Raw genomic sequence first — 24,291 nt, 5'->3', positions numbered from 1 at the left:
CAGCAAATCGTGCATCTGCTGCTGCTCATCGGTACGCGGTACGTATTCACGCAGGCGATCGTTCTCCTTCTTCACGTACCGGGCGATCGCTTCGGCGTCCATGGCGTCCGTCTTGCCACGCGAGCCCGTCGCCCGGCCGTAGTGCTTGATCAGACGTGGATTGATCACATAGACAACGTGGCCTGCCTGGCCAGCCATCCGAGCCAACAACTCGTAGTACCGCCCCGTCGCCTCCATGCCAATCCGGCATCGCTGGGGCAAGGTGTTGAGCCACTGGGCTATGCCGGCCCGGGTGTTGGCGATCCTGTCGCCGGCCTTGCGGTCGGCCACTGCCGGTACGAACTCCTTGGAGTCCACGTCCACGCCAATATCGAGAGAATCAGACATTTGTACGGCTCCCAGCTATCTTTAAGGGGCTGGGGTGGTACCGCACCGACGTTAGCTTGCCTACATCGACGATCCCCTTTGGGGGCCGTACGATCCTTTATCGACGTTCGTGTGCGGGATGGGGATCGCTCGACTCGTCTGTCGGCTAGTATCCGCAGATGCATGCTTGACGGTCCCTCCACCCTGGCTCCTACATACCGCGTAGGAGCCGGGAGGAACATACAAGCTTGCTCGACTGCCGTTCAAAGCAGTCGAGCAAGCTCGACTCTACAAAGGGCGAAGAGCAGTCGAGCATGGCTCGACTCTACAAATGACCGTCAGCCTTCGCGGGCGACCTGGAAACCGGCGAAGGACTGGCTGACCGGCATCAGTTCCAGGCGATTGATGTTCAGGTGCGGCGGCAGGCTGGCCACCCAGAAGATCTGTTCGGCGATGTCTTCGGCGGTCATCGGGTTGGCGCCGGTATAGAGCTTGTCCGACGCCGCCTGGTCGCCATGGGTACGCACCACGGTGAACTCGGTTTCGGCCATGCCCGGCTCGATCGTGGTCACGCGCACGCCGGTGCCGTGCAGGTCCGAACGCAGGCCGAGCGAGAACTGGCTGACGAAGGCCTTGGTGCCACCGTAGGCATTGCCGCCCGGGTACGGGTAGACGCCGGCCACCGACGAAATGTTGATGATTGCGCCCTTGCGCTCCACCAGCTGCGGCAGCAGGCGGTGGGTCAGGGTCACCAGCGCGGTGATGTTGGTGTCGATCATCGTGGTCCAGTCCGACAACTTGGCGCTCTGTGCCGGCGCAGTGCCCTGCGCCAGGCCGGCGTTGTTGACCAGCAGATCGATCTCGCCGAAGGCCGGCGGCAGTGCCAGCAGCGCCGCTTCCATCGCCACCGGATCGCGGATGTCGAAGGCGGCGGCATGCACCACGTCCTTGCCGTAGCGCTCGACCAGCGGCTGCAGGCGTTCGCCGCGGCGGCCGGTGGCGATCACCTTCCAGCCCGCCTGGGCGAAGCGGTGGACGGCGGCGGCGCCGAAGCCGGACGTGGCGCCGGTAATCAGGACAGTGCGGGTCATCAGGCAACTCCAGGGGGAAAAACCAGACCCCCATTCTGGCACCGTCGGCCGGGGGTTGCGTTGCCTGATCGGCCAGATCCGGCCCCACCTGTCGGGGTGACCGGTACAATTGGGCCCATGATCAACAACGATGTCCTGCGCAGCGTGCGCTACTCCCTGGACCTGGGCGACCACCACGTGGTGACCCTGTGCCAGATGGCCGACCCGGCCTTCGCCGTGGATCCGGAACAGGTGAAAGCCTGGCTGCGCCGCGAGGACGAAGCCGGTTTCGAAGCGATGAGCGACAGCGCGCTGGCGCACTTCCTCGACGGCCTGATCGTGCACCTGCGCGGTCGCGATGAGAGCCAGCCTCAGCGTGCGGTGGAAACCCGCATCGACAACAACCTGGTGCTGAAGAAGCTGCGCGTCGCCTTCCAGCTGCGCGACGTCGATCTGATGGAGATCTTCGCCAGCGCCGGCTTCAACGTCTCCAAGTCGGAAGTGGGCGCCTTGTTCCGCCAGCCCGGGCACACTAACTACCGGCGCTGCCTGGACCAGATGCTGCGCAATTTCCTCAAGGGCCTGAGCCTGCGCCTGCGCGGCTGAGCACGGCCTCGACGAACGCCCGCGCCGCCGGTGTCGGCAGTCGCTGCCAGACCAGGTGCACGCGGCGGGTCGGGGTCGGCTGCAGCGGAATCTGTACCACCCCCTGGAACCCGTCGGCGATCAACGCTGGCACGATGCCAACCGCCAGCCCATGGCGGACGAAGCGCTCGATCAGTTCCATCAGATTGACCTCGAAGCGCACCGTGTGCGGCAGGCCAGCGGCAGCGAAGGCATCGTCGGTCTGCCGCCGCGCACCGGTGCCGCGCGGAAAGTCGACCAGCGCCTCGTCCTGCAGTTCGGTCAATGGCAGCCGCTTGCGGCGGGCCAAGCGGTGCGACGGCGCCAGCACCGCCACCAGGTCTTCTTCCTGCAGCATCTGGTGGCAGACCCCGTCCAGCCCTGCCGACGGCGCCAATCCGACCAGCGCCACGTCCAGCTCTCGCGACTGCACCTGCGCGATCAGGTCCTCGCTCTTGTCGACCCGCAGCTGGAACTCCACCTGCGGGTGCGCCTGCTGGAAGGCCGCCAGCATCGCCACCACATCGATGTCGGTCAGCGAGGAGATCTGCCCGATCGCCAGCAGGCCACGCACCTCGCCAGTGACGGCGGCCACGTCGGCGCGCAGGTGGCGCAGGCTGGCCAGCACCTGGCGTGCATGCACCAGCAGCGCCTCGCCGGCGGCGGTGGCCCGCACCTGGCGCGGCAGGCGCTCGAACAGCGTTGTGCCCAGTTCCTGCTCAAGATGGGCGATCTGGTGACTGAGCGCGGACTGCACCACGTGGCAGCGCTCGGCGGCGCGGGTGAAGTTGCCCTCCTCGGCCAGGGCGACGGCGAACTCGAGCTGCTTGAGATTCACGCAACCATCTCATTTTCAGATGACAGAGATGATGATGATTCATTTCCATCATGACTGCAGCAGGCGGACACTGTGCTCCCCCGCTTCCTCGAACACCGCGTGAGTCCGTCCCTTCCCCCTCTGCACCGCTGGCAGGTGCTGCTGATGTCGGTGGCTACCGGCGTGGCCGTGGCCAGCAACTACTATGCGCAGCCGCTGCTGCACACCATCGCCGATGCCTTCGGTGTGCCGTTCGGCCAGGTCGGCATGGTGGTCACCGCCGCACAGCTGAGCTATGCCGCCGGACTGATCCTGCTGGTGCCGCTGGGTGACCTGTTCGAACGCCGCCGCCTGATCGTGGTGATGAGCCTGCTGTCCGCCGGCGGGCTGGTGATCAGTGCCTGTGCGCCGTCGCTGGCCTGGCTGCTGGTGGGTACCGCGATCACCGGCCTGTTCTCGGTGGTGGCACAGGTACTGGTGCCGTTCGCGGCCACGCTGGCCGCACCGGAACATCGTGGCCGCGTGGTCGGCACATTGATGAGTGGCTTGCTGCTGGGCATCCTGCTGGCGCGCACCGTGGCCGGACTGCTTTCCAGCCTGGGCGACTGGCGCCTGGTGTATGCCATCGCCGCCGGCACCCTGGTGCTGGCCGCGCTGGCGCTGCAGCGCGGCCTGCCGCGATTCCACCACAGCGCCGGCCTCGGTTATTTCGCATTGCTGCGCTCGATCGGCGTGCTGTTCGTGCAGGAGCCGGTGCTGCGCCAGCGCACCCTGCTGGGCGCCTGCAGCTTCGCCATGTTCGCGATCTTCTGGACCCCGCTCGCGTTCCTGCTGGCGCAGCCACCTTACGCCTACAGCGACGCTACCATCGGCCTGTTCGGGCTGGTCGGTGCCGCCGGCACGCTGGCTGCGGGCCTGGCCGGGCGCATGTCCGACCGCGGCCAGACCGGACGCGCCACCGCCATCGCGCTGGTGCTGTTGCTGCTGTCATGGCTGCCGTTGGGGCTGTCGGCACACTCGCTGCTGGCGCTGCTGGTCGGCGTGGTGGTGCTGGACCTGGCCGCGCAGCTGCTGCACGTGAGTAACCAGAGCCTGATCTACGCACTGCAACCGGCAGCGCGCAACCGCCTCAATGCCGGCTACATGACCGGCTACTTCATCGGCGGTTCGCTGGGTTCGCTGCTGTCGGCGCAGGTCTACCAGCGCTTCGGCTGGACCGGCGTCTGCGTGGCCGGTGCTGCGGTGGCCATGCTGGCCCTGCTGCTGTGGCTGCCCGGGCGCTGCGCGCGCCAGGCTTCGGTGACTGACTAGAAGCTGCCCTGCAGCACCAGCTCCCAGCGTCCGCCGGCATTGTCCGGAAACAGCCGCTTCGCTGCGTTGTCGGTGTCATGCACGGTGGCGCGCAGTTCCCATGCCGGGGTCAGCGAGGCGATGGCACTGAGCTGGCCATGCAGGTAATCAGGCCCCTGTGCGGTGGCCAGCCAGTACTGGCCTACCGCCGCTTCGAGGCGGAACCGCTCGTGCAGCGGCACCCGCACACCCAGCTGGGCATAGGTGCCGCGATGGCCACCGGCCAACGCGTCGTTGGAATGCGCGATCTGCAACCAGGCGCGCTGCTTCCAGTTCAGGGTGGTATTGAGTTCGGTCCAGTCCAGCGCGCGGCCGGTACCTGGATACACATAGCGGGTCAGGTTGGCATCCAGTGTCCAGTCCGGTGCCAGCGCGCCGGACCAGCCTGCCACCAGGTCGAACTCGCTGCGCGCGCCATTGTCCGGTTTGAACGAAACGTTGGAGCCCCACACGCTGGCATACCAACCCGATGCGACCGAGATCTTCGCGCCCGCCTGCACCGCCGGGTCGCCATCGCTCTGCGAGCTGCCACGCCACACGTAGTCGCTGGTCAGTGCGGCACTGCCGCTGACCTGCACCTGTGCCTGGGCGCTGCCGATGCCGAGCAGCCCTGCCAGGGCGGCCACCACTGCCGCCATCATCCCCTTGCTGTTCACTGCACTGTGTTCCTCGTTGAAGGCGGTTGCGCCGCCGGGAACGCAGTGTCGAGGTGGTGGCCGTAACGGATCGAGGGTGCTGCCGGGCCCGTGGCGCAAATTCGGCGTAAATCCCGTGGACCGGGGGCCGCGTGCCAGCGGCGCGGTATCATGGCGCCTTGTTTCCAGGAACCAACCGCGTGGACGCCATCCTGACCCCGGTATCGATCGGCGAGCTGATCGACAAGATCACCATTCTCGAGATCAAGGCCGAGCGCATCGACGATGTGGCCAAGCTGGCCAACGTCCGCACCGAGCTGGACGGCCTGCTGCCCTTGCTGCAGCAGCAGCTGCAGGCACAGCCGGCACTGGCCGTGCTGAAGCAGCAGCTGAAGACGATCAACGAGCGCATGTGGGATATCCAGGACCAGCTGCGCGACAAGGAAGCAGCCCAGGTGTTCGACGATGCGTTCATCCAGCTGGCGCGTGGTGTCTATGGCACCAATGGCGAGCGCGTGCAGGTGAAGAACGAGATCAACCGCGTGGCCGGTTCGGCGCTGGTGGAAGAAAAGCAGTACCAGGGCGAGTAACGCCGCCTCGATCAGCGTCGATCAGATGGCGGAAACGGAACAGCTCGCCATCGTTGCGGATGCCCAGCTTGCGGTAAGCCGCTCGCTTCTGCGTGCTGATGGTGCTGGCTGTACGCCCACTGCGGCGTGCCATCTCGCCGGTGCTGCAGCCGCGCAGCACCCACTGCAGGACGGTGCGCTCGCGCGTACTCAACCGTGGTGGACGCACGGGCTGCTGGCGTTGCCGGCGGGACTGGTTCAACTGTGCACGCAGTTCCGGCGGCACGAAGCGTCCGCCACGGGCGACCACGCTCACTGCCCGCAGCAGCGTCTGCGGCGCGCAGGCCTTGGACAGGAATCCGCGCGCACCGGCCTGCAGGGCCAAGGACACGACACCCGCGTTGCAGTGCGCGGACAACACCAGGATCGGCACTGCCGGCCAATGGCGTGATAGGTGCCGCAGCAGTTCCAGACCTTCCCCGCTGTCACCGATCGGCAAGGCGTCGACCAGCAGCAGATCGATCGCGGCCGCCTGCTGCTGCAGGCGCTGCAGCAGATCACCGCTGCGACCGTAGCTTCCATCGACCTGCAGGTCCGCCTGCCGGGCCAGGACTTCCTGCACGCCATGCCGCAACAGCGGGTGCGGATCCAGCAGCAACAGGCGGCAGGGAGAATCTCGGGGCGACGGAAACGTGGGCATGGTTGCATTCCTGCAGAACAGGCCACTCACCCTAGGGCGCAGCCGACGCCTGCGGAATCCAATTCGTTGCAATGCCGCCCTTCCGCCGCGCCACGGTCAGGTAGCGTTTGCCCAGCCGGAAACGCAACAGGCCCGGCATGGGCCGGGCCTGTCGAGGCATCTTCGGCGCGCAGGCGCGCCGAGGAAGCAATTACCAGCTGAAGCGCGGGCCGACGGTGTATTCCTTGTCGCCGTCGCGGTTCATCTTCAGCTCGCCGTTCAGGCCCCAGTTCTGGTTCAGCTTGACCTGACCACCCAGGCGGCCGTACCACTGGCCTTCCGGATTGATGCCGTGCTTCTTCGAGAAATCTTCGTAGCCGACCATGCCGTAGACTTCGGCGTGGGCACCGAAGGCGGTACGGATACCGGCTTCAGCGCTGTAACCGTTGAAGTCCAGGCCGTGCTTCTGGTCGCGCTTCTGGTAGGCAACGCGGGCAACGAAGTCGGTGGTCGGAGCGATTTCAACGTTGTAGCCGGCGCCGATCTTCCACTGGTCCAGCTTGATGTTGGTGTGGTCGATTTCCTGGCGGCTGTACTCACCGAAAGCGTGGAAGTTCGGCAGGAAGCCGTACGAACCCTTCACGCCCCAGCCGTCGGCCTTGAACGCGTCGATGTCGGTCTTGGCGTAGTCGGCTTCGGCGTAGTTGTACGACAGGTTCTCAGCAGCCGAGGCGGTGAACGGCAGGGCAGCGGCCAGGGCCAGAGCAATCAGCGAATTCTTCATGGGGGTACACCTTTACTTTCTTATGGTGTGCAGCAGCGCCAGGGCGCCATCGCATCGGGAATGTAAATTCTCCGTTATTCGCCACAACGCTCCCTGAAAACAGCGGTCTTCGCATTGCTGAATTTTTTGCCTTGATTCAGGCTGTCTCTGGCATACGCGCGCGGCGCGCGTGCATTTGTGATTCGTCGTCGATTGCAACAGGAGGTTGCCTTGTACGTTTCCGATCCGCCGCTGGTGCCTGTTCGCGCCGCGCTCCTGGCATGCGCTGCCCTGTTTCCGATCCACGCTGCGCACGCACTGCAGGCCGCTGACTACCAGCGCGCCGAACGCGTGCATGACAGTCACCTTCGCGGTGCGCTGCGCAATGCTTCGGTGCTGCCCCACTGGCTGGCCGATGGGCGCTTCTGGTACGAACGCGAAACCACGCAGGGCCGGCGCCAGGCGGTACTGGTCGATCCAGTCCAGGCCACACGCCAGATCCTGTTCGAACCCGATGCGCTGGACGCTGCGGTTGCACCTCTCGGCGCCAGCGGACCACGCCTGCGCTTGAACAACGTGCAGGTACTGGATGGAGGCCTGCGCCTGCAGTTCAACGGCGAGGCGGCGATCAGCTGTCAATGGCCACGCCTGCAGTGCGTGCCTTCGCAGGATGCAGCGCCAGCGGCCGATGCACTGCCATCGCCCGGCGGTGATGCCTGGCTGCAGGTACGCGATCACAACCTGTGGCTGCACTCGCCCGGAACGGCAGCACGAGCGCTGACCAGCGGCGGTGAATCCAATCATGGCTATGGCGTGCTGCCGGACTTCACCCTGCGCGGCATTCCCCGCCGTCAGGGCCGGATGCCGACGCGGCCGTTCGCGGTCGGCTGGTCACCGGACGGTCGCTACGTGGCCGGCATCCGCTACGACGAACGCGCGCTGCAGGACTACCCCTATCTGGAAAGCAGCCCGGCCAACAGCGCGCGGCCGCGCGTGCATACGGTGAAGCTGGGGGTGCTGGGTGACACCCGGCAGGTGCGCGACAGCGTGTATGTGGTCGACACCCGCAATGGCCAGCAGCATGACATCGCCTTGCCGGAAGGCTGGAACACCCTCAGCGAAGCCGGCGTACTCGGCTGGGACGGCGACCGGTTGTATGCCGTGATCGCGCACTTCGGCGCACCGCGCAGGCTGCGTCTGCTGGAGATCGATGCCAACAACGGTGCGTTGCGCACGGTTCTGGAAGAAGCCAGCGACACCCGCCTGCAGCTCAACGTGTATTCCTACAACCGGCCAGCGGTGGCCATCCTGCCCGGCCAGGACACGGCGGTGTGGTTCTCGCAGCGCGATGGCTGGGGCCATCTATACCGGGTCCGCCTGTCCGACGGCAAGGTGCTGCGCCAGCTCACCCGCGGCCAATGGGCGGTGCGCGACCTGCTGGGCGTGGACGCTGCGGGTGGCTGGGCATACTTCAGCGCCGGCGGCGTCGACGGTGGCGACCCCTACGTACGCGGCCTGTACCGTGTATCGCTGCAGGGGGGACCGGTCCAGCGCCTGGCCGCCGATGGCAACGACCATCTGGCCGATGCTGGCACCGGCGCGTTGTTCGGCGGGCGCGCCCCCAGGCGCTGTCGCCTGGCGGTGGCTATCTGGTGGATACCGTTTCCCGTCTCGACCAGCCACCACGCACCGTGCTGCGGGCCAGCGATGACGGCCGTGAAGTGATGGTGCTGGAAACAGCCGATAACAGCGCGATCGTTGCTGCCGGCTGGCGCCCCCCACGGCGCGAGCGGCTGCTGGCCGCCGATGGGCGAACGCCGATCTTCGCCACCGTCTACCTGCCCCGCGACTATCGCGATGACGGCCGCTTTCCGGTGATCGACGCGATGTACGGTGGCTCCTTCGTCAGCAATGCGCCGGTGACCTACGCCGAGGCGGTGTCCGCCTTGAATCCGGTGTCACGCGCCAGCCTGACCGAACTGGGCTTCGTGGTGGTCAGCATCGACGCGCGCGGCACCGGTGGCCGCGACAAGGCGTTCCATGACAGCAGCTTCCTGCACGGGGCAGATGTGCAGCTGGATGACCATGTGGCTGCGCTGCGCCAGCTGGGCGAACGCTACCGGGGCATCGACCTGCAGCGGGTCGGCATCTACGGGCATTCGTTCGGTGGTTACAGTGCAGCGCGCCCTGCTGCGCTATCCGGCGTTCTACAAGGTGGGCGTGGCCTCGGCCGGCAGCCACAATTTCCAGGGCATGTACGGCGGTGCATTGCACGGCATGGACCGGCTGTTCGGTGGCGTGCTGCCGCCAACACCCCTGGCCGATGGCGTGCCGGCGCCCTTTGCCGGACTCGACAATGCAGCGTTGGCCGGCAACCTGCGTGGGCATCTGATGCTGGTCTATGGCGAACTGGACGAGAACGCGCCGCCGGCGCTGACCCTGCAACTGGCCGCCGCCCTGAACAAGGCCCAGCGCAGCTACGACCTGCTGTACCTGGCCCGGCAGGACCACGAACTGTTCCGCAACGACGCCACCTACACGCACCGCATGTGGGACTACTTCGTGCGCCACCTGGCCGGCCAGCAGCCACCGGAGACGGTGCTGGCGCCGCTGCCCGGTGGGCCGGGCTGAACAGGCGCACACAGGATGTCGATCCACGGCGCCCTGGTTCGTCGGGTACTTGAAGGCCGTGCATGCGGCACGGTCCATCCGGAGGCAGGCAATGAGCTACATCGATGGTTTCGTCCTGGCGGTGCCCACCGCCAACAAAGAGAAGTTCCTCGCCCATGCACGCACAGGGGATCCCGTTTTCATCGAGTACGGCGCGCTGCGCGTGGTCGAGTGCTGGGGTGACGACGTACCGCACGGCAAAACCACCGACTTCTTCGGCGCGGTGAAAGCCACGCCGGATGAGACGGTCGTGTTTTCCTGGATCGAATGGCCAGACAAGCCGACCCGCGACGCCGGCATGAAGAAGATGATGGAAGACCCGCGGTTTGATCCGGCGACGAATCCGATGCCGTTCGACGGCGCGCGGATGATCTACGGTGGGTTCGTGCCGCTCTACGAGCTGACGCGCTGAACCGGGCGGACGTGCTCAGCGCGCGTCCGTCTCATCGCTGGCGGAGGCATGGCCGGCGCCCAGTGCGGCGCCGGCGCCGAGGCCCATGCCGCCCATTCCGGCCCCCATTCCGCCACCGCCGCCGCCACCGCCACCACCCGCACGACCGCCCTTGGCATCGCCATCGTTGCGGCCCTTGCCACCGCCACTGGCAGCGGGCCGGGTCGGGCCCTGCGGTGGAATCTGCAGGTCGGTCGGGATGGGGGCCAGATCCAGCGCTTCGCGCACGAAGTCGCGCAGCGAGACCACCAGTTCGTGGAGGTGCACCGGCCGCCCCTGTGCCAGTTCGTTGGCCGCACGCGCGGCCAGCCGCACCTGCTCGTCGGTGCCCAGCAACAGGATGTCCGACAGTGCCGCTTCAACCGCATCGCGGATGCGGCGCGCGATCCGAGCGGGGTTCGGCGATGCCTTCGGCATTTTCGCGCTGGCGCAGGTCGCGGCGATGGCTGGGATCCACACCCAGTTCGCCAGTGAACGACCCGCCCAGGGTCTTGTAGGCCGCCATCAGCGTGCGCAGCCGTTCGTTGATCTGCCGGTTCTCGCGCTCGCGGCGCTGTTGCAGGGTCTGCATCACCAGCAGGCGGATGCCCACGCCCAGCAGGGTGATCAGGACCAGGCCGGCCAACGTGGACAGCACGCCCTGCCAGGAACTGAAGTCGATACCACGCATGCCCGGGGCTCCTGCAGGAAGAACCTGCATCTTGCCCCAGACCGTGCCCCAGAAACGCGAAAGGCCCCACCACCCGTTGGGTGGCAGGGCCTTCGGTCACGGCGCGATTACTTGCGCTTGGCGACCTTGCGCACGGCCTTCTTGGCCGGAGCCTTCTTGGCGGCGACCTTCTTCAGCGGCGCAGCCTTCTTGGCGACCGTCTTGCGGGTGGCGGCAACCTTCTTGCCCACCGCCTTCTTGGCAACGGCGGTCTTCTTGCCGACAACCTTCTTGGCAGCAGCGGTCTTCTTGCCGACGGCCTTCTTGGAGACAGCAGCCTTCTTGCCGACAACCTTCTTGGCGGCCGCGGTCTTCCTGGTGGCGACCTTCTTGGTAGCGGCAACCTTCTTGCCGACAACCTTCTTGGCAGCCACGGCCTTCTTGCCAGCGACCTTCTTGGCGGCGACGGTCTTCTTGGCCACGGCCTTCTTGGCGGTGGCGACCTTCTTGCCGACAACCTTCTTGGCGGCCGCGGTCTTCTTGGCAACGGTCTTCTTCGCGACGGCGGCCTTCTTGGTGGCAGCCTTCTTCACGGTAGCGACCTTCTTGCCAGCAGCCTTGGTGGCAGCCTTGGTGGTCTTCTTGGCAGCGGCGGCCTTCTTGGTCACGGCCTTGCCTGCAGCCGCCTTCTTCTTGGCCACTTCCTTCTTCAGGGCAGCGGCTTCGGCCTTGGCGTTCTTCTTGGCGGCTTCCAGCTTCTTCTTGGCGTTGGCAACAGTCTTGCCGACCGACTTGGCAGCCTTCTCGGCCTTCTTGGCAACGGTCTTCTCGACCTTCGCCACGGCCTTCTTGGCCTTGGCAACGCGGGTGCCGGCAGCCTTGGTGGCGCGCTTGACGGTCTTCTTGACCGACTTCACTGCGTCTTCGGCAGCGTGGGCGATGGTCTCGCCAACGTTGGTGGCGGTTTCTTTGACGTTCTCGACGGCGTCGGTCACGACCGACACACCATTACCGTTGCTCATGTTGCCCTCCTGCGGGCCTTAAGTATCAAAACGGGGCGATGCTATACCGACATTGACGATCGTGGAACGGGGCATGCGCCCGCAATCGCATCTGCTGCGACGGTAATGGTGTAGCCCAGCACCCTCTCGAGCACAGTGGGTTGACAGGAAACCCCTTTTTTTCAGTGCTGCGCCGCACGGTGCGGGTAGCGGCAGGTGCTGCCTGCGCGCACCTGCCAGAGTGCTGCGAAAGGCATGCGATATGGCGCATCGCGGCACCAGGATGCGCAGAACTGCGCAAGTATCGGCCTGTATCCACACGCGCTTCGGCAGACGTCGGCACATTGCGAAGCACGCCCGACGTTGTCGCCACCGCCCCACAGATGGCGACGCCGACCCGCGTTCCGGGCGCCCGGTTTTCATGGCGCATTTATCCAGATCGCGACACACTCATTCAGCTTGTTTTACCGTAGGGCCGAACCGCCCCCACCCACGCCAGCGAACCGACTCCCATGCGACCGCTTCCCACCCTGCTCACGCTCGCAATCGCCGCCGCCTTCGGTGGCTTCGTTGCCACCGGCATCAATGCCCACCTGGACAACCGCGCCGACGCCGCGCCGCTGCCTGCGGTACTGCCGACCACGGCGGCATTGCCGGCCTCGGTGGCCGGACAGGCGGTGCCGTCGCTGGCACCGATGCTGGAGAAGGCGATGCCGGCCGTGGTCAGCGTCAACACCAAGCAGGTGGTGCGCGTGCGCAACCCCTTCTTCAACGACCCGTTCTTCCGCCGCCTGTTCCCGGACATCCCGCAGGAACGCATCAACGAATCGCTGGGCTCGGGCGTGATCATCGACGCCAAGGAGGGCCTGGTGCTGACCAACCACCACGTCATCGACAACGCCGATGACGTGCAGGTGACACTGGCCGACGGGCGCACGGTCAAGGCCGAGTTCCTCGGTTCGGACCGCGATACCGACATCGCGCTGATCCGCATCCCGGCGCAGAACCTGACCGACATCAAGCTCGGCAACAGCGACCAGCTTCGGGTCGGTGACTTCGTGGTGGCCATCGGCAACCCGTTCGGCTTCAGCCAGACGGTCACCTCCGGCATCGTCTCGGCGGTGGGCCGCAGCGGCATCCGCGGGCTGGGCTACCAGAACTTCATCCAGACCGATGCGTCGATCAACCCGGGCAACTCCGGTGGCGCGCTGGTCGACCTGCAGGGCCAGCTGGTCGGCATCAATACCGCCAGCTTCAACCCGCAGGGCAGCATGGCCGGCAACATCGGCCTGGGCCTGGCGATCCCCTCCAACCTGGCGCGCAGCGTGGTCGACCAGCTGGTAAAGCACGGCGTAGTGGTGCGCGGCACGCTGGGCGTGGAGAGCCAGAACCTGACCGCGCAGATCGCGCAGGGGTTGGGCCTGGGCGAAACGCGGGGTGCGCTGATCACCCGCGTGCTGGCCGGTTCGGCCGCTGCGACCGCCGGCCTGAAGCCGGGCGACGTGGTGGTCTCGGCCAACGGCCAGCGCGTGGACAGCGCAGAAGCCCTGCACAACGTGGAAGGCCTGGCGGCGGTCGGCAGCACGCTGACGCTGGACGTGCGCCGCGAGGGCAAGCCGCTGCAGATCAAGGCAACCTTGAAGGAACAGGCGCGCGGTCACCGGCGAGAGCCTGGACCCGCGCCTGACCGGGGCCACCTTCGTCGACCTGCCCGAGTCGCTGCGCCAGTCCGGTGTCGGTGGCGTGCTGGTCAGCGAGGTCAAGCGCGGCAGCCGCGCGGCCACCAACGGCCTGCAGCAGGGCGACATCATCACCGATGCCACCGTGGGCGAATTCGCCGACCTGGCCAGCTGGCGCGCCAACTTCCAGCAGCGCCCGCCGACCCTGGTGATACGCGTGCTGCGCAACAATGGCCAGCAGCAGGGCCAGCTCGTGATGCGCTGATCGCCCTGCCGTAACACCCCCTATACCCCGGCAATGCTATTGCTGTCAGTCCAGGTCGGCACCGCCGACTCCCGTTCCCCCATCGCAACAGGAGTGATTCGATGAGCCCCACCAATACCGAGAACCTGAAGGAACACCTGGGTGAAGCCGGTTCCCATCTGAAGCAGGCCGCGTCGGCCGCCGGCGGTGCAATCAAGGGTGCAACCGGCGCAGCCGGCGACGAACTGCGCATCGGCAAGGCCAACGTCAAGGCTGAACTGTCCGACAGCGCGCTGTCCGGCCTGGCCGCCGCCGAGTTTGGTGGTGCAGCCGCCAAGGAACAGGTCGACGCGCTGATGGACAAGGGCAAGGACCTGATCGACAGCGCCGCTGAGCTGATCCGTGAACGTCCGCTGGCCTCGTTCGGTGTCGCCTTCGCTGCCGGCTGGATCATCGCCAAGCTGGCCCGCGGCAGTAGCGACAAGTAAGCCGCGGCGTGAGCGAAGACAACGCGCAAGCGCCTGATCCGGCGGCTACCCCGCCGCTGGATGAGAGCATCCGCCAGGTCGGCGCGGCCGGTCGTGCCGCTACCGATTCTGCCAAGCACACGCTGCGCTCGCTGCGCCGGTTGGCCTCGGCCGACTTCGCGCTGGCGCGTAGTGCATTCGGTCGCGCGTTGGCCTGGGCCGGCGTGGCGATCGTGTTCGGTGCCTCGGCCTGGCTGCTGATGGCCGCCACCCTCATCGCCCTGCTGCAGAGCTGGGGCCTGAGCTGGCTGCAGGCGCTGCTGATCACCTCGCTGCTGAGCCTGGCCGTCACCGGTTATGCGATCTGGCGGGTGTCCTACTTCTTCCACCACACCGGCATGCACGCTACCCGGCGCCAGCTGTCACGCCTGGGCCTGTTCGACGAACCCAGCGAAGACGATCCCGATGCCGAAGTGCAGCTGCCCGAGGGCAAGCCATGAAGTTCGGCGCGCTGCAACGGCGTGTGAAACGCTGCGAACAAGTGGTGACCGTGCGCCTGGGCGAAACCCAGGACCACTGGTCCACGCTCAGCGACGTCTGGCGAAAGGGCTGGTCGCCGCTGCGCATCGTGGTGGTCGGCCTGGCCGGTGGCTTCATCGCCGGCAAGCTGGAAGTGCCGGGCAAGGTCAACGGTGCCCGCTGGCTGCAAATGGTGGGTTCGGTCTCGAACCTGTTCGCCAGTGCACAGGCGGCGTTCGCCACGGCGATGGCGGCGCAGGCCGCAGCCACTGCCGACGACGCGGCTGAGGAAGCCGACGAAGCCAGCGAACAGGCACAGGCGGCGGCCTCCGCTGCCGAGCCACGGCCGGCACCGGCTCCACGTTCCGTGCCGGAGCCAGAACCGGAACCGGACCTGCGCGGACCGCGTCCGGCCGAAGCGGCTACCGAGCTGTCCGAACGTTGATCCATGGAATCCGCCGCGCCGATCGCGGCCGGCGGATAATGCGCTCCCCTTCCCGGTTGGTGCGTCGATGAGCGAGTCCCTCCTGTCCCCGTCACCGGCCGGCCCCGAACAGCCCGACGCCCCGTTGCCGCCACCGTCGCGTCCGCGCGGACCGATGTCGCTGGTGGTGCTGGCGACCCTGGCGGTGGGCTACACGCTGTGGGCGGCACAGGACATCATCCTGCCGGTGCTGCTGGCGATGTTCTTCGCACTGGTCGGCAATCCGATCCTGCGCCTGCTGCAGAAGCTGTGGATTCCGCGTGCGCTGGCCGCTCTGCTGATCCTCGGCGCGGGCCTGGGCGTGACCGGTTCGCTGGCGGTGCAGTTGATCGGCCCGGCAATGGAATGGGCACAGGAAGCACCGCAGCAGCTGCGCAAGATCGCCCGCCAGGTGCAGGACCTGACCAAGCCGGTGCAGCAGGCCAACCAGGCTGCGGAGAACTTCGCCCGTGTTGCCGGTGGCGACAGCAACCGCAAGGTGCAGGTGATCCGCGCCCAGCTCGATGACCCGTACCGCATGTTGACCCGTGCGCCGCGGCTGGCCGCCTCGGTGCTGGCGGTGGTGCTGCTGACCCTGTTCTTCATGATCTACGGGCAGAGCCTGCAACGCGCGGCGATCGCCCTGTTCCCGAACCGTCAGCAGCAGCGCTTCACCAGTGACATCCTGCGTTCGATCGAGCGCGAGGTGTCGCGCTATGTGCTGACCATCAGCGTGATCAACACCCTGGTCGGGCTGGTGTTCGCCGGCGTACTGATGCTGCTCGGCATCGGCCTGCAGGAAGCGTTGCTGTGGGGCACGGTGGCCGCACTGCTGAATTTCGCTCCGTATGTGGGTCCGTTGATCGGCGTGGCGCTGATGCTGCTGATGGGCTTCGTGGAATTCCGCGACGCGCTGCAGGCCCTGCTGCCAGCCGCCGCCTACCTGGGCCTGCACACCCTGGAAGGGCAGATGGTGACCCCGATCGTGCTGGGCCGTCGCATGAAACTGTCGCCACTGGTGCTGATCCTGGCGCTGATGGTGTTCGGCTGGGCCTGGGGCATGATCGGCCTGCTGCTGGCGGTGCCGCTGCTGGTCTGCATCAAGCTGGTGCTGGCGCGGCTGGACGGGATGCAGGGCTGGGCGCGTCTGCTGGAATGAAAGCCCGCGCGGGCAGGGGTAGAATGGCGGGGTGAATTTCCCCGTCCAAGCCATCACCCTCGACCTTGACGACACGCTGTGGCCGTTCGCTCCGATCGGCGCCCGCATCGACCTGGTCCTGCACGAGTGGATGCGTGAACACAGCCCCGCCACGGCCGAGATGTATCCGGTGGCGGCGATGCGCGAACTGCGCGAGCGCCTGTACCACGCCCATCCGCACCTCCATCACGACCTGAGCGCACTGCGCCGGCTGACCCTGCACGAAGCGCTGCACACCAGTGGTGCCAGCCTGGATCTGCTGGAGCCGGCGTATGACGTGTTCTTCGCCGCGCGCAACCAGGTCGAGTGCTACCCCGATGCGATCGACGCACTGGCGCGGATTGCCGCGCGGGTGCCGGTGGCGGCGCTGAGCAACGGCAATGCCGATCTGGAGCGGATCGGCCTGGCCCATCATTTCGCCTTCCAGCTGGGCGCGCGAACACGGCGCGGCCAAGCCGGAGGCGAGCATCTTCCACGCCGCCTGCGCCCGCCTGGGTGTTGCGCCGGCGCAGGTACTGCACGTCGGCGACCACGCCGAAATGGACGTGGCCGGGGCGATCGCCGCCGGCCTTCGCGGCTGCTGGATCAACCGCGAAGCAGCCACCTGGACCCATCCGCAGCTGCAGCCGGACCTGCAGTTCGACACCCTCACCGGCCTGGCCGACTGGTTGGATGCCAACCTCGACGCTGCCGCACCCCGGAGTACCTGACGCATGAGCGAGATCACTGGTTTCACTGCCGACACCGCCGCAGCACTGCCGCTGTACGTGCTGGACCGCGAGCAGTTCGCGTCCTGGAAGGACGGCCAGCCAGCCGCCACCCAGGCATGGCTGGCGTCGCAGGGCTTCACCGCCGGTGCCTTCACCACGGCGTTGCTGCCCGGCGCCGATGGCCTGGCCGGTGCGGTGATCGGCGTGGGTGATCGTGGCGATGCCTACAGCTACTCGCATGCCCCGCATGCCCTGCCGGAAGGCAGCGTGTGGCAGCTGGCCAGCGAACTGCCGGCCGCCGAACTGGCGCTGCTGCAGCTGGGCTGGGGCCTGGGCAGCTACCGCTTCGATCGCTACCGCAAGCGCCACCGTGCACCGGCACGCCTGGTGGCTGAGCCGACCGGCGAAGTGGCCGACCTGATCGCCGCCAGCCTGCGCGTGCGCGACTGGGTCAACACCCCGACCGAAGACATGGGTCCGCAGCAGCTGGAAGACGCCGCGCGCGCGCTGGCCGATGCGCACGGTGCGCAGGTCGAGGCGATCACCGGCGATGAACTGCTGAAGCAGAACTTCCCGGCCATCCATGCCGTCGGCCGCGCCTCGCACCGCGCACCGCGCCTGGTCGTGCTGCGCTGGGGCAAGGACACCGATCCGGCACTGGTGCTGGTCGGCAAGGGCGTGTGCTTCGATACCGGCGGCCTGGACATCAAACCGGCCGACGGCATGCGCAACATGAAGAAGGACATGGGCGGTGCCGCGCATGCACTGGCCCTGGCCGGCCTGGTGATGGCGCGCGGCCTGCCGGTGCGCCTGACCCTGCTGGTGCCGGCGGTGGAAAACGCGATCGGCCCCGATGCCTTCCGCCCGGGCGAAGTGATCGCCACCCGCAAGGGCCTGAGCGTGGAGATCGACAACACCGACGCCGAAGGCCGCGTGATCCTGTGCGATGCGCTGACCTTCGCCAGCGAGCAGAAACCGGACCTGGTGCTGGACTTCGCCACCCTTACCGGCGCTGCGCGCATCGCGCTGGGCCCGGACCTGCCGGCGCTCTTCAGCAACGACGACAGCGTGGCCCAGCAGTGGCTGCAGGCCGGCGACGCGACCCGCGACCCGGTCTGGCGCATGCCGCTGTGGCGCCCCTACCTGCGTTACCTGAGCAGCGGCATCGCCGACCTGGCCAACGCCGGTTCGCGCATGGCCGGCTCGGTCACCGCCGCGCTGTACCTGGAACGCTTCCTGGAAGACGGCCAGCGCTGGGCACATCTGGACGTGTATGCCTGGAACGACGGCGAACGCCCGGGCCGGCCGGCTGGCGGCGAAGCGCTGGCGCTGCGCTCGGCGTGGGCGATGCTGAAGCAGCGCTACAGCTGATCGGGTGGGTGCCGACCTTGGTCGGCACGCCGTCCCCGGCAAACTTGACGAAAAATTGAATACCGGGCCTGGAAGGGTTCTGCGAGGATGTGTGGGTCGACCACCCACACGCTCCGTGAAGGCAGGACTCCGACCATGTCGCTCTTCCGCTACACCCGCGCCGGCCAGACAGCGGGCGCGCCGCGCAAGCATTCCCCACTGCTCTGGATCGCACTGATCGCACTCATTCTGGGTGCGGTGGCGCTGGCCTTCGCCTGGTTGGCCGGCTGGATTGGCGGCCGCCTGACCGCGCAGCGCTTCACCGACACCATCGAGGCCACCGGCCCGGCCCATCCGGGCTTCCGCCGTGCGCACAGCAAGGGCGTGTGTGTAAGCGGTTGGTTCGAACCCAGTGCGCAGGCCCCCACCCTGTCCAGCGCCCGCGTGTTCTCGCAGCGCCGCGTGCCGGTGATGGGTCGCCTGTCGATCGGCGGCGGCGACCCGTACGGCGCCGACAACACCGCGCGCGTACGCAGCCTCGCGGTGCAGATGGTCAGCGATGATGGCCAGGAATGGCGCATGGCGATGAACAGCTTCCCGTTCTTCGCCGTGCCCAACGCCGAGGCGTTCTACGCGCAGACGCGCGCCTCCATCCCGGACCCGGCCACCGGCAAGCCCGACCCGCAGAAAATGGCCGCGGTGCTGGCGAAATACCCCAGTGCACAAGCGTTCCAGCAGTGGGCCAAGACCGCGCCGTGGACCAGCAGCTGGGCTGACACCACCTTCAACAGCGTCAACAGCTTCTGGTTCACCAACGCGCAGGGCCAGAAACGCGCGGTGCGCTGGCGCTGGCAGCCGCAGGCGCCGGTGGTCGAGATGGATGCGGAAACGCGCAAGAACGCCAGCGTCGATTTCCTCAGCCAGGAACTGCAGCAGCGCCTGGCCAGCGGCCCGGTGCGCTGGAACCTGGTCGTGACCACCGCCGAGCCCGGCGATGCCATCGATGATCCGTCGGTACCGTGGCCCGAATCGCGTGATCAGGTGGTGGCCGGCGTGCTCAGCCTGGACCGCCTGCAGTCGCAGGAAGAAGGCGCCTGCGGCCAGATCAACTTCGATCCGCTGATCCTGCCCAGTGGCGTGCGTGGCAGTGACGATCCGATCCTGGCCGCCCGCTCGGCGGTGTATTCGCAGTCCTTCAACCGCCGCGAACGCGAGCGCGCCACCGGCAACGTCGAGCAACCGAAGGAGGCCGCAAGATGAGCACCGGCAACGGCCACTTCAACCTGCTCGCGCGCGTGCTGCACTGGTCCATGGCACTGATGATCATCGCCATGCTGTTCATCGGCGTGACTATGGTCGCTTCGTTGCATCTGCGGCCGATGCTGATCGATCTGCATCGCCCGTTGGGCATCGCCATCGGCGTACTGGTGCTGCTGCGCCTGTACAACCGGCTGCGCCATCGCCCGCCACCGCTGCCGGCGGATCTGCCGGTATGGCAGGTGATGGCGGCCAAAGCCTCGCACTGGATGCTGTATGCACTGATGCTGGCAATGCCACTGATCGGCTGGGCGATGCTGTCGGCCGGCGGTTACCCGATCGTGCTGTGGGGCGGCCTGCACCTGCCGCCGATCGTGCCGCATACCCCGGCGCTGTATGCCGCGTTGCGCAATGCGCACAGCCTGCTGGCGTATGTGTTGTTCGCCACGGTGCTGATGCATGTGGGTGCGGCGCTGTTCCACCTGTGGGTGCGGCGTGATGGGGTGTTCCAGGCGATGGCGCGCGGGAAGGATTGAAAGGGTTCGCCGGGTGTTCCCGGCGGATCGTTTCCGCGACCGCGGAGGGTGTCGCTTTTCTTTTCACGCGAAAAGAAAAGTAACCAAAAGAAACGCGCCGCCAGAGCGCGAGCCGGTGCTGCGCACCGGTGCCCTGTGCTTCTCGGTGAATCAGGGGACGGCGCCGAACTCGCTGCGCTCAAACACCGGCGCCTCTTCGCCCCTGATTCCCCTGCGATGCTCGGCTCGCTCAAGGCGGACCCAAGGTCAAATGCCACAGCTGCACCCAGTAGATCCACGCCATGCGTGGATGCTCTAGCTGTTGATCTTGCCCTTCAAGTCCGCCTTGAGCGAGCCGAGCACCGCAGGTCCGGCGAGGGCGAAGAGGTGCGGGTGTCTGAGCGCAGCGAGTTCCCGCACCGTCCCTCGACGGACCGAGGAGCGCAGGGCACCGGCGTGCGAAGCGCCGGCTCGCGGCCGGCGGAGCGTTTCTTTGGTTCCTTTCTTGATGGCGCACATCCATGTGCGCCACCCTGCGGGCCGGCTACGCCGTTCCACGCTGCTCCTGCAGCGTGGTGCACGAGCAAAGAAAGTGACACCCACCCGCGGTCGCGGAAACGATATCATTGGGAACAGCAGGCCGCCCCTACAACCACCCCTTCTGCCGCGCCAGCCGATACGCCTCGATCCGATTGGCCACGCCCAGCTTGCCGATGCACTCGGACAGGTAGTTGCGCACCGTACCGTGCGACAACCCCAGCTGCTCGGCGATCTCACTGGCGGTGCGGCCCTCGCCCGCCAGCCGCAGCACGCGGCGTTCGCGGTCGGTCAGCGGGTCGGCCTGCGACCACGCATCCAGTGCCAGCTGCGGGTCGATCGCGCGGATGCCCTGCTTCACCTTGCGCAGGGTATCGGCCAGGTTCTCGGCCGGTGCGTCCTTCAGCAGGTAGCCCAGCACGCCCGCCTCCAGCGCACGGCGCAGGAAGCCGGCACGGGCGAAGGTGGTCACGATCACCACCTTGATCGGCAGCTCCTGGCGGGCGATGCGCTGCGCCAGTTCCAGACCGGACAAGCCGGGCATCTCGATGTCGGTCACGAGGATGTCCGGCTGCAGCTGCTGCAACATCCGCCAGGCGGCCTCGCCATCGGCAGCACTGCCCAGCACTTCGATGTCCGGCTCCAGGCCCAGCAGCGCCGACAGTGCGCCGCGCACCATGGCCTGGTCTTCGGCCAGCAGGATGCGGATCATGCGGCACCGTCCTGCGCCAACGACGTGGGCGACAGCGGCGTGGTCGCGGCCATCAACGGCACGCGTACCGTCAGCACGGTGCCCGCCCCGCGCGGCGACTGCAGCGTCAACTGGCCACCCAGTGCTGCGGCCCGCTCACGCATGCCACTCAACCCATTGCCCTCGGCCTGCACGCCGCCACGGCCGTCATCGCGTATCTGCATCGCCAACTGTCGTTCCTCAAGCATGAAATCCACCTGCACCCGGGTCGCCTGCGCATGGCGCACGATGTTGGTCGCCGCCTCGCGCAGCACCAACGCCAGCCCGCGCTCCACCTCCACCGGCATCGCAGGTGGCGTCGTGTACTGCAGATGCACCTGCTGGCATTCCAGCAGCAGGCGCGCCGATGCCAGCTCGCCAGCAAGGTCGCTGGCGCGGATGCCGGTCACTGCACTGCGCACCTGTGCCAGCGCTTCGCGTGCAATGTCCTCGGCCTCGCCGATCTCCTGCCGTGCACGCGCGTCATCGCGATCGTAGAGCTTGCGTGCCAGCTCCAGCTTCAGCGTGATCAGCGACAGCGTGTGCCCCAGCAGGTCGTGCAGGTCGCGGCCGATACGCTCGCGCTCGGCGGTGGTGGCCAGTCGCCGCACCTCGTCCTGGGACAGCTGCAGGGCAACGTCGCGCTGCTGGCTCAGGGCCTCCACGTTCACCACCAGCCCGACGATGAACGACACCGCCGGCATCCACACCATGGCCTGCCACGGATAGCCGAAGTACAGCGCGGTGCCGCAGAACAGCAGGTTCAGCGCGGTCAGCTGCAGCAGGTACGCCCACCAGCTGCTGCGCCCGCTCATGCGGATCATCACGCAGCCGAACACGAAGTAGCTCAGTCCCGAGGGGTACCAGGGCAGCAGTACCAGGGCCAGCACGATCATGCCCAGCGCATAGCGCCACCCATGGTGCCGTGGCGACAGCATCACCCTGGCATAGAGCAGCAGGAACAACGGATAGCTGAGCAGGGTCAGCAGCAGCCAGCGCAGCGTGAAGCCATTGCCCAGCACCGGGGTGAGGAAGATCCATACCGACCACAGCAGGTGGATCGCTCCGCTCCAGGGCGACTTGCCACGTCGCAGCAGTTCGGCCACGGCCGAATCCGGCGCAGGGCGCAGCAGGGACGCAAGCCAGCTCGACGACACGAGAGAATCCAGGCGGGGACGATCGCTGCCGATCATGCCAGTTCAGCCGATCCGGCGCAGGCGGCGGCGCGCCAGCAGCAGCGCGACCACGGTGACCGCCAGCAGCACCAGCAGGTGGCCGGCCACGCTGCCCACTGCCGGCAGCCCGACCACCGGCAGCGCCAGCTGCGCCAGATGCCAGGTCGGCCACAGTGGGGCCATCGTCGAGAACAGCGTGGGCAGCGCCGACAGCGGCAGCCACAGGCCCGACAGCAGGGCCAGCGGCAGGTAGACCAGGTTGACCATCGCCGGTGCCGCGCTGGCACTGACATGGCTGCCGATCAGCAGGCCAATCGCCCCCAGCGGCAGCGCCGCCAGGCCCGCCACCGCCAGCAGCTGCACCATCTGCAACGCCTGCAGCTGCACGCCACCGAGCACGCGCGCGACGCCGATCAGCAGCAACGCCACCAGCAGCGCGAACATCACCGCCATCGCCAGCCGTGCCAGCAGCGGTGCCGCCGCCGGCATCGGCAGCGCGCTTGAGAGTCAGCAGGCCGCCTTCACGATCCAGCGCCAACTGCACGCCGAAGCCGAACAGGGCCGGGGCCATCGCGCCGAACACGCAGTAGGTGGCCAACAGGTACAACGGCGCATGACCGCGCCCCAGCAGCACGCCGAACAGCAGATAGAACAGCACCGGGAACAGCAGCGAGGGCACCGCGAACGCCGGCGTGCGCCAGGCCCGGCGCAGTTCGGCCTGCAGCTCGGCGCGGTAGGGGCGCAGTACGCGGCGCCATGAGGCTGCTGGCGCGCTGGCGGTACGGATCAGGGTGTTCATGCGGCCTCCCGGGTCAGATCGAGGAAGGCGTCGGCCAGCGCCGCGCCCTGTACTTCCAGTTCGCGCAGCTGCGCATCGGCGGCCAGCAGGCGCGCCACCACAGGCTCGGCCGGGCTCGCCAGCAGCTGCAGGTGCTCGGCGTCGCGCTGCACCTCCTGCACGCCCGGCCACTGCTGCACGTCCGCAATGGGCAACCCGCTGCGGCAGCGGATGCGGCGCGGCCGATCGGCCAGGCGCAGCTCGCTCAGCGGCGCGTCGGCCAGCACCCGGCCCTGCTCCAGCACCACCACCTGCAGCGCCAGCGCTTCGGCTTCCTCCAGGTAATGGGTGGTCAGCAGCACACCACAGCCTTCGGCCACCAGCTGCCGGATCGCCTGCCACATCGCCTGCCGCGCCTGGATGTCCAGGCCGGTGGTGGGCTCGTCCAGGAACAGCACTCGCGGGCGGCCACACAGCGCGATGGCGAACTGCACGGCGCGCTGCTGGCCACCTGACAGCTGGCCGTAGCGGCGGCGCGCGAGCGCCTGCAGGCCAGCACGCTGCAGCACCTCCTGCAACGGCATCGGGTCGGGATAGCAGGCGCTGGCCTGCGCCACCAGTTCGTCCACCTGCAGCATCGGCGGCAGGCTGGTGCTCTGCAGCATCACGCCCAGGCCGATACGGCTGGCGCGCTGCTGCGGGTCAGCGCCAAGCAGCTCGACCTGTCCGGCGTCGGCGCGGCGCAGGCCCAACAACACGCTGATCGCGGTACTCTTGCCGGCACCGTTGCGGCCCAGCAGCGCCAGCACTTGGCCAGCGCGTACCTGCAGGTCGATGCCATGCAGGGCGGTACGGTCGCGGTAACGCACCTGTACCTGCTGCAGGCGGGCCAGCGACGGGGCGATCGGATCCATGGGCGGTACCGGTAGCGGGGACGTTGCCATCCTGTGCCGCCGTGGTCACATTTCGCAGTTGCCGCCGTCAGTGTCATCGGGTGACAGCTGTCACTGCCGTCATCGCTGTGC

The 24,291-nt window shown here is 67.5% G+C and carries 20 protein-coding genes and 6 pseudogenes; 14 read left to right on the top strand and 12 right to left on the bottom strand.

The window, feature by feature from the left end:
• Positions 1-27: 27 nt before the first annotated feature.
• Positions 28-387, bottom strand: a pseudogene (locus ACZK2V_RS01645) (IS110 family transposase); the annotation flags it as partial.
• 317 nt (positions 388-704) lie between these two features.
• The gene (locus tag ACZK2V_RS01640; protein WP_019337645.1) at positions 705-1,457 is read right to left on the bottom strand and encodes an SDR family NAD(P)-dependent oxidoreductase; all 753 of its coding nucleotides are present in this window, start codon (positions 1,455-1,457) and stop codon (positions 705-707) included.
• A gap of 117 nt (positions 1,458-1,574) precedes the next feature.
• Between ACZK2V_RS01640 and ACZK2V_RS01635 the strand changes: the two genes are divergently transcribed.
• Positions 1,575-2,042, top strand: coding sequence for a YehS family protein (locus ACZK2V_RS01635; RefSeq protein ID WP_005411992.1), 468 nt, complete (start codon positions 1,575-1,577; stop codon positions 2,040-2,042).
• On the opposite strand, the gene ACZK2V_RS01630 is transcribed toward ACZK2V_RS01635, so the two are convergent.
• Entirely contained in the window at positions 2,011-2,898 is an 888-nt protein-coding gene (locus ACZK2V_RS01630) for a LysR family transcriptional regulator (RefSeq protein ID WP_049398095.1), read from the bottom strand. The two genes, ACZK2V_RS01635 and ACZK2V_RS01630, sit on opposite strands and share 32 nt — an antisense overlap.
• A gap of 144 nt (positions 2,899-3,042) precedes the next feature.
• On the opposite strand from ACZK2V_RS01630, the gene ACZK2V_RS01625 reads away from it, so the two are divergent.
• Positions 3,043-4,188, top strand: coding sequence for an MFS transporter (locus tag ACZK2V_RS01625; RefSeq protein ID WP_486323300.1), 1,146 nt, complete (start codon positions 3,043-3,045; stop codon positions 4,186-4,188).
• On the opposite strand, the gene ACZK2V_RS01620 is transcribed toward ACZK2V_RS01625, so the two are convergent.
• Positions 4,185-4,883: a TorF family putative porin gene (locus ACZK2V_RS01620; protein WP_049462581.1), complete on the bottom strand. Its 699-nt coding sequence runs from the start codon at positions 4,881-4,883 to the stop codon at positions 4,185-4,187. The two genes, ACZK2V_RS01625 and ACZK2V_RS01620, sit on opposite strands and share 4 nt — an antisense overlap.
• Before the next feature lie 179 nt (positions 4,884-5,062).
• On the opposite strand from ACZK2V_RS01620, the gene ACZK2V_RS01615 reads away from it, so the two are divergent.
• Positions 5,063-5,452, top strand: coding sequence for a DUF6165 family protein (locus tag ACZK2V_RS01615; RefSeq protein WP_049462582.1), 390 nt, complete (start codon positions 5,063-5,065; stop codon positions 5,450-5,452).
• Here ACZK2V_RS01615 and ACZK2V_RS01610 read toward each other — a convergent pair.
• Positions 5,397-6,131, bottom strand: a complete 735-nt coding sequence (locus ACZK2V_RS01610; protein ID WP_049462583.1) for a response regulator transcription factor — start codon at positions 6,129-6,131, stop codon at positions 5,397-5,399. The two genes, ACZK2V_RS01615 and ACZK2V_RS01610, sit on opposite strands and share 56 nt — an antisense overlap.
• A gap of 190 nt (positions 6,132-6,321) precedes the next feature.
• Complete coding sequence (locus ACZK2V_RS01605) at positions 6,322-6,894, bottom strand: OmpO family porin (protein WP_032130335.1); 573 nt, start codon at positions 6,892-6,894, stop codon at positions 6,322-6,324.
• A 210-nt stretch (positions 6,895-7,104) separates the two neighbouring features.
• On the opposite strand from ACZK2V_RS01605, the pseudogene ACZK2V_RS01600 reads away from it, so the two are divergent.
• Both ACZK2V_RS01600 and ACZK2V_RS01595 read left to right on the top strand, forming a co-directional pair.
• A pseudogene (locus ACZK2V_RS01600) lies at positions 7,105-9,504 on the top strand (S9 family peptidase).
• Between the two features lie 91 nt (positions 9,505-9,595).
• Entirely contained in the window at positions 9,596-9,955 is a 360-nt protein-coding gene (locus tag ACZK2V_RS01595; RefSeq protein WP_032130337.1) for a DUF1428 domain-containing protein, read from the top strand.
• A gap of 15 nt (positions 9,956-9,970) precedes the next feature.
• Here ACZK2V_RS01595 and ACZK2V_RS01590 read toward each other — a convergent pair.
• Positions 9,971-10,664, bottom strand: a pseudogene (locus tag ACZK2V_RS01590) (hypothetical protein).
• A gap of 107 nt (positions 10,665-10,771) precedes the next feature.
• Positions 10,772-11,665 (bottom strand): histone, encoded by an 894-nt coding sequence (locus ACZK2V_RS01585; RefSeq protein ID WP_071229377.1) that lies wholly within the window; start codon positions 11,663-11,665, stop codon positions 10,772-10,774.
• Between the two features lie 491 nt (positions 11,666-12,156).
• On the opposite strand from ACZK2V_RS01585, the pseudogene ACZK2V_RS01580 reads away from it, so the two are divergent.
• From ACZK2V_RS01580 to ACZK2V_RS01540, 9 genes and pseudogenes are all read left to right on the top strand, one after another.
• Positions 12,157-13,588, top strand: a pseudogene (locus tag ACZK2V_RS01580) (Do family serine endopeptidase).
• Positions 13,589-13,689: 101 nt separating this feature from the next.
• The gene (locus tag ACZK2V_RS01575) at positions 13,690-14,055 is read left to right on the top strand and encodes a hypothetical protein (protein WP_032128158.1); all 366 of its coding nucleotides are present in this window, start codon (positions 13,690-13,692) and stop codon (positions 14,053-14,055) included.
• An 8-nt stretch (positions 14,056-14,063) separates the two neighbouring features.
• Entirely contained in the window at positions 14,064-14,534 is a 471-nt protein-coding gene (locus tag ACZK2V_RS01570; protein ID WP_071229378.1) for a phage holin family protein, read from the top strand.
• Complete coding sequence (locus ACZK2V_RS01565) at positions 14,531-14,998, top strand: protein sip-5 (protein WP_071229379.1); 468 nt, start codon at positions 14,531-14,533, stop codon at positions 14,996-14,998. Before ACZK2V_RS01570 ends, ACZK2V_RS01565 begins: the two co-directional genes overlap by 4 nt.
• Positions 14,999-15,065: 67 nt before the next feature.
• The gene (locus tag ACZK2V_RS01560) at positions 15,066-16,175 is read left to right on the top strand and encodes an AI-2E family transporter (protein ID WP_486322906.1); all 1,110 of its coding nucleotides are present in this window, start codon (positions 15,066-15,068) and stop codon (positions 16,173-16,175) included.
• 31 nt (positions 16,176-16,206) lie between these two features.
• Positions 16,207-16,924: pseudogene (locus ACZK2V_RS01555) on the top strand (HAD family hydrolase).
• Between the two features lie 3 nt (positions 16,925-16,927).
• The gene (locus ACZK2V_RS01550) at positions 16,928-18,295 is read left to right on the top strand and encodes a leucyl aminopeptidase family protein (protein ID WP_049398105.1); all 1,368 of its coding nucleotides are present in this window, start codon (positions 16,928-16,930) and stop codon (positions 18,293-18,295) included.
• Positions 18,296-18,430: 135 nt separating this feature from the next.
• Entirely contained in the window at positions 18,431-19,534 is a 1,104-nt protein-coding gene (locus tag ACZK2V_RS01545) for a catalase family peroxidase (RefSeq protein ID WP_071229381.1), read from the top strand.
• A complete protein-coding gene (locus ACZK2V_RS01540; RefSeq protein WP_012509795.1) occupies positions 19,531-20,067 on the top strand; it encodes a cytochrome b in 537 nt (178 codons plus the stop codon). The genes ACZK2V_RS01545 and ACZK2V_RS01540 overlap by 4 nt, the downstream gene beginning before the upstream one ends.
• A gap of 625 nt (positions 20,068-20,692) precedes the next feature.
• On the opposite strand, the gene ACZK2V_RS01535 is transcribed toward ACZK2V_RS01540, so the two are convergent.
• The 4 genes and pseudogenes from ACZK2V_RS01535 to ACZK2V_RS01520 all read right to left on the bottom strand — a co-directional run bounded on the left by ACZK2V_RS01535 (position 20,693) and on the right by ACZK2V_RS01520 (position 24,180).
• Positions 20,693-21,295: a response regulator transcription factor gene (locus tag ACZK2V_RS01535; protein WP_071229382.1), complete on the bottom strand. Its 603-nt coding sequence runs from the start codon at positions 21,293-21,295 to the stop codon at positions 20,693-20,695.
• Positions 21,292-22,506 carry a sensor histidine kinase gene (locus ACZK2V_RS01530; RefSeq protein WP_071229383.1) on the bottom strand — a complete coding sequence of 405 codons (1,215 nt, stop codon included), beginning with the start codon at positions 22,504-22,506 and terminating at the stop codon, positions 21,292-21,294. The genes ACZK2V_RS01535 and ACZK2V_RS01530 overlap by 4 nt, the downstream gene beginning before the upstream one ends.
• Positions 22,507-22,512: 6 nt before the next feature.
• Positions 22,513-23,287, bottom strand: a pseudogene (locus ACZK2V_RS01525) (ABC transporter permease).
• Entirely contained in the window at positions 23,284-24,180 is an 897-nt protein-coding gene (locus ACZK2V_RS01520; RefSeq protein ID WP_071229385.1) for an ABC transporter ATP-binding protein, read from the bottom strand. The pseudogene ACZK2V_RS01525 and the gene ACZK2V_RS01520 overlap by 4 nt, the downstream one beginning before the upstream one ends.
• Positions 24,181-24,291: the final 111 nt, after the last annotated feature.

This window comes from Stenotrophomonas sp. 93052_Sma (genome assembly GCF_056481145.1).
Note: the sequence above shows the minus strand (reverse complement) of the source record. Positions and strands in the feature narration are given on the sequence as shown.

Coding starts and splice junctions, on each gene's coding strand:
- ACZK2V_RS01595 (WP_032130337.1), top strand. CDS start 9,596: ATGAGCTACATCGATGGTTTCGTCCTGGCGGTGCCCACCGCCAACAAA.
- ACZK2V_RS01605 (WP_032130335.1), bottom strand. CDS start 6,894: ATGAAGAATTCGCTGATTGCTCTGGCCCTGGCCGCTGCCCTGCCGTTC.
- ACZK2V_RS01560 (WP_486322906.1), top strand. CDS start 15,066: ATGAGCGAGTCCCTCCTGTCCCCGTCACCGGCCGGCCCCGAACAGCCC.
- ACZK2V_RS01520 (WP_071229385.1), bottom strand. CDS start 24,180: ATGGATCCGATCGCCCCGTCGCTGGCCCGCCTGCAGCAGGTACAGGTG.
- ACZK2V_RS01530 (WP_071229383.1), bottom strand. CDS start 22,506: ATGATCGGCAGCGATCGTCCCCGCCTGGATTCTCTCGTGTCGTCGAGC.
- ACZK2V_RS01585 (WP_071229377.1), bottom strand. CDS start 11,665: ATGAGCAACGGTAATGGTGTGTCGGTCGTGACCGACGCCGTCGAGAAC.
- ACZK2V_RS01540 (WP_012509795.1), top strand. CDS start 19,531: ATGAGCACCGGCAACGGCCACTTCAACCTGCTCGCGCGCGTGCTGCAC.
- ACZK2V_RS01575 (WP_032128158.1), top strand. CDS start 13,690: ATGAGCCCCACCAATACCGAGAACCTGAAGGAACACCTGGGTGAAGCC.
- ACZK2V_RS01640 (WP_019337645.1), bottom strand. CDS start 1,457: ATGACCCGCACTGTCCTGATTACCGGCGCCACGTCCGGCTTCGGCGCC.
- ACZK2V_RS01550 (WP_049398105.1), top strand. CDS start 16,928: ATGAGCGAGATCACTGGTTTCACTGCCGACACCGCCGCAGCACTGCCG.
- ACZK2V_RS01625 (WP_486323300.1), top strand. CDS start 3,043: ATGTCGGTGGCTACCGGCGTGGCCGTGGCCAGCAACTACTATGCGCAG.
- ACZK2V_RS01635 (WP_005411992.1), top strand. CDS start 1,575: ATGATCAACAACGATGTCCTGCGCAGCGTGCGCTACTCCCTGGACCTG.
- ACZK2V_RS01535 (WP_071229382.1), bottom strand. CDS start 21,295: ATGATCCGCATCCTGCTGGCCGAAGACCAGGCCATGGTGCGCGGCGCA.
- ACZK2V_RS01610 (WP_049462583.1), bottom strand. CDS start 6,131: ATGCCCACGTTTCCGTCGCCCCGAGATTCTCCCTGCCGCCTGTTGCTG.
- ACZK2V_RS01545 (WP_071229381.1), top strand. CDS start 18,431: ATGTCGCTCTTCCGCTACACCCGCGCCGGCCAGACAGCGGGCGCGCCG.
- ACZK2V_RS01565 (WP_071229379.1), top strand. CDS start 14,531: ATGAAGTTCGGCGCGCTGCAACGGCGTGTGAAACGCTGCGAACAAGTG.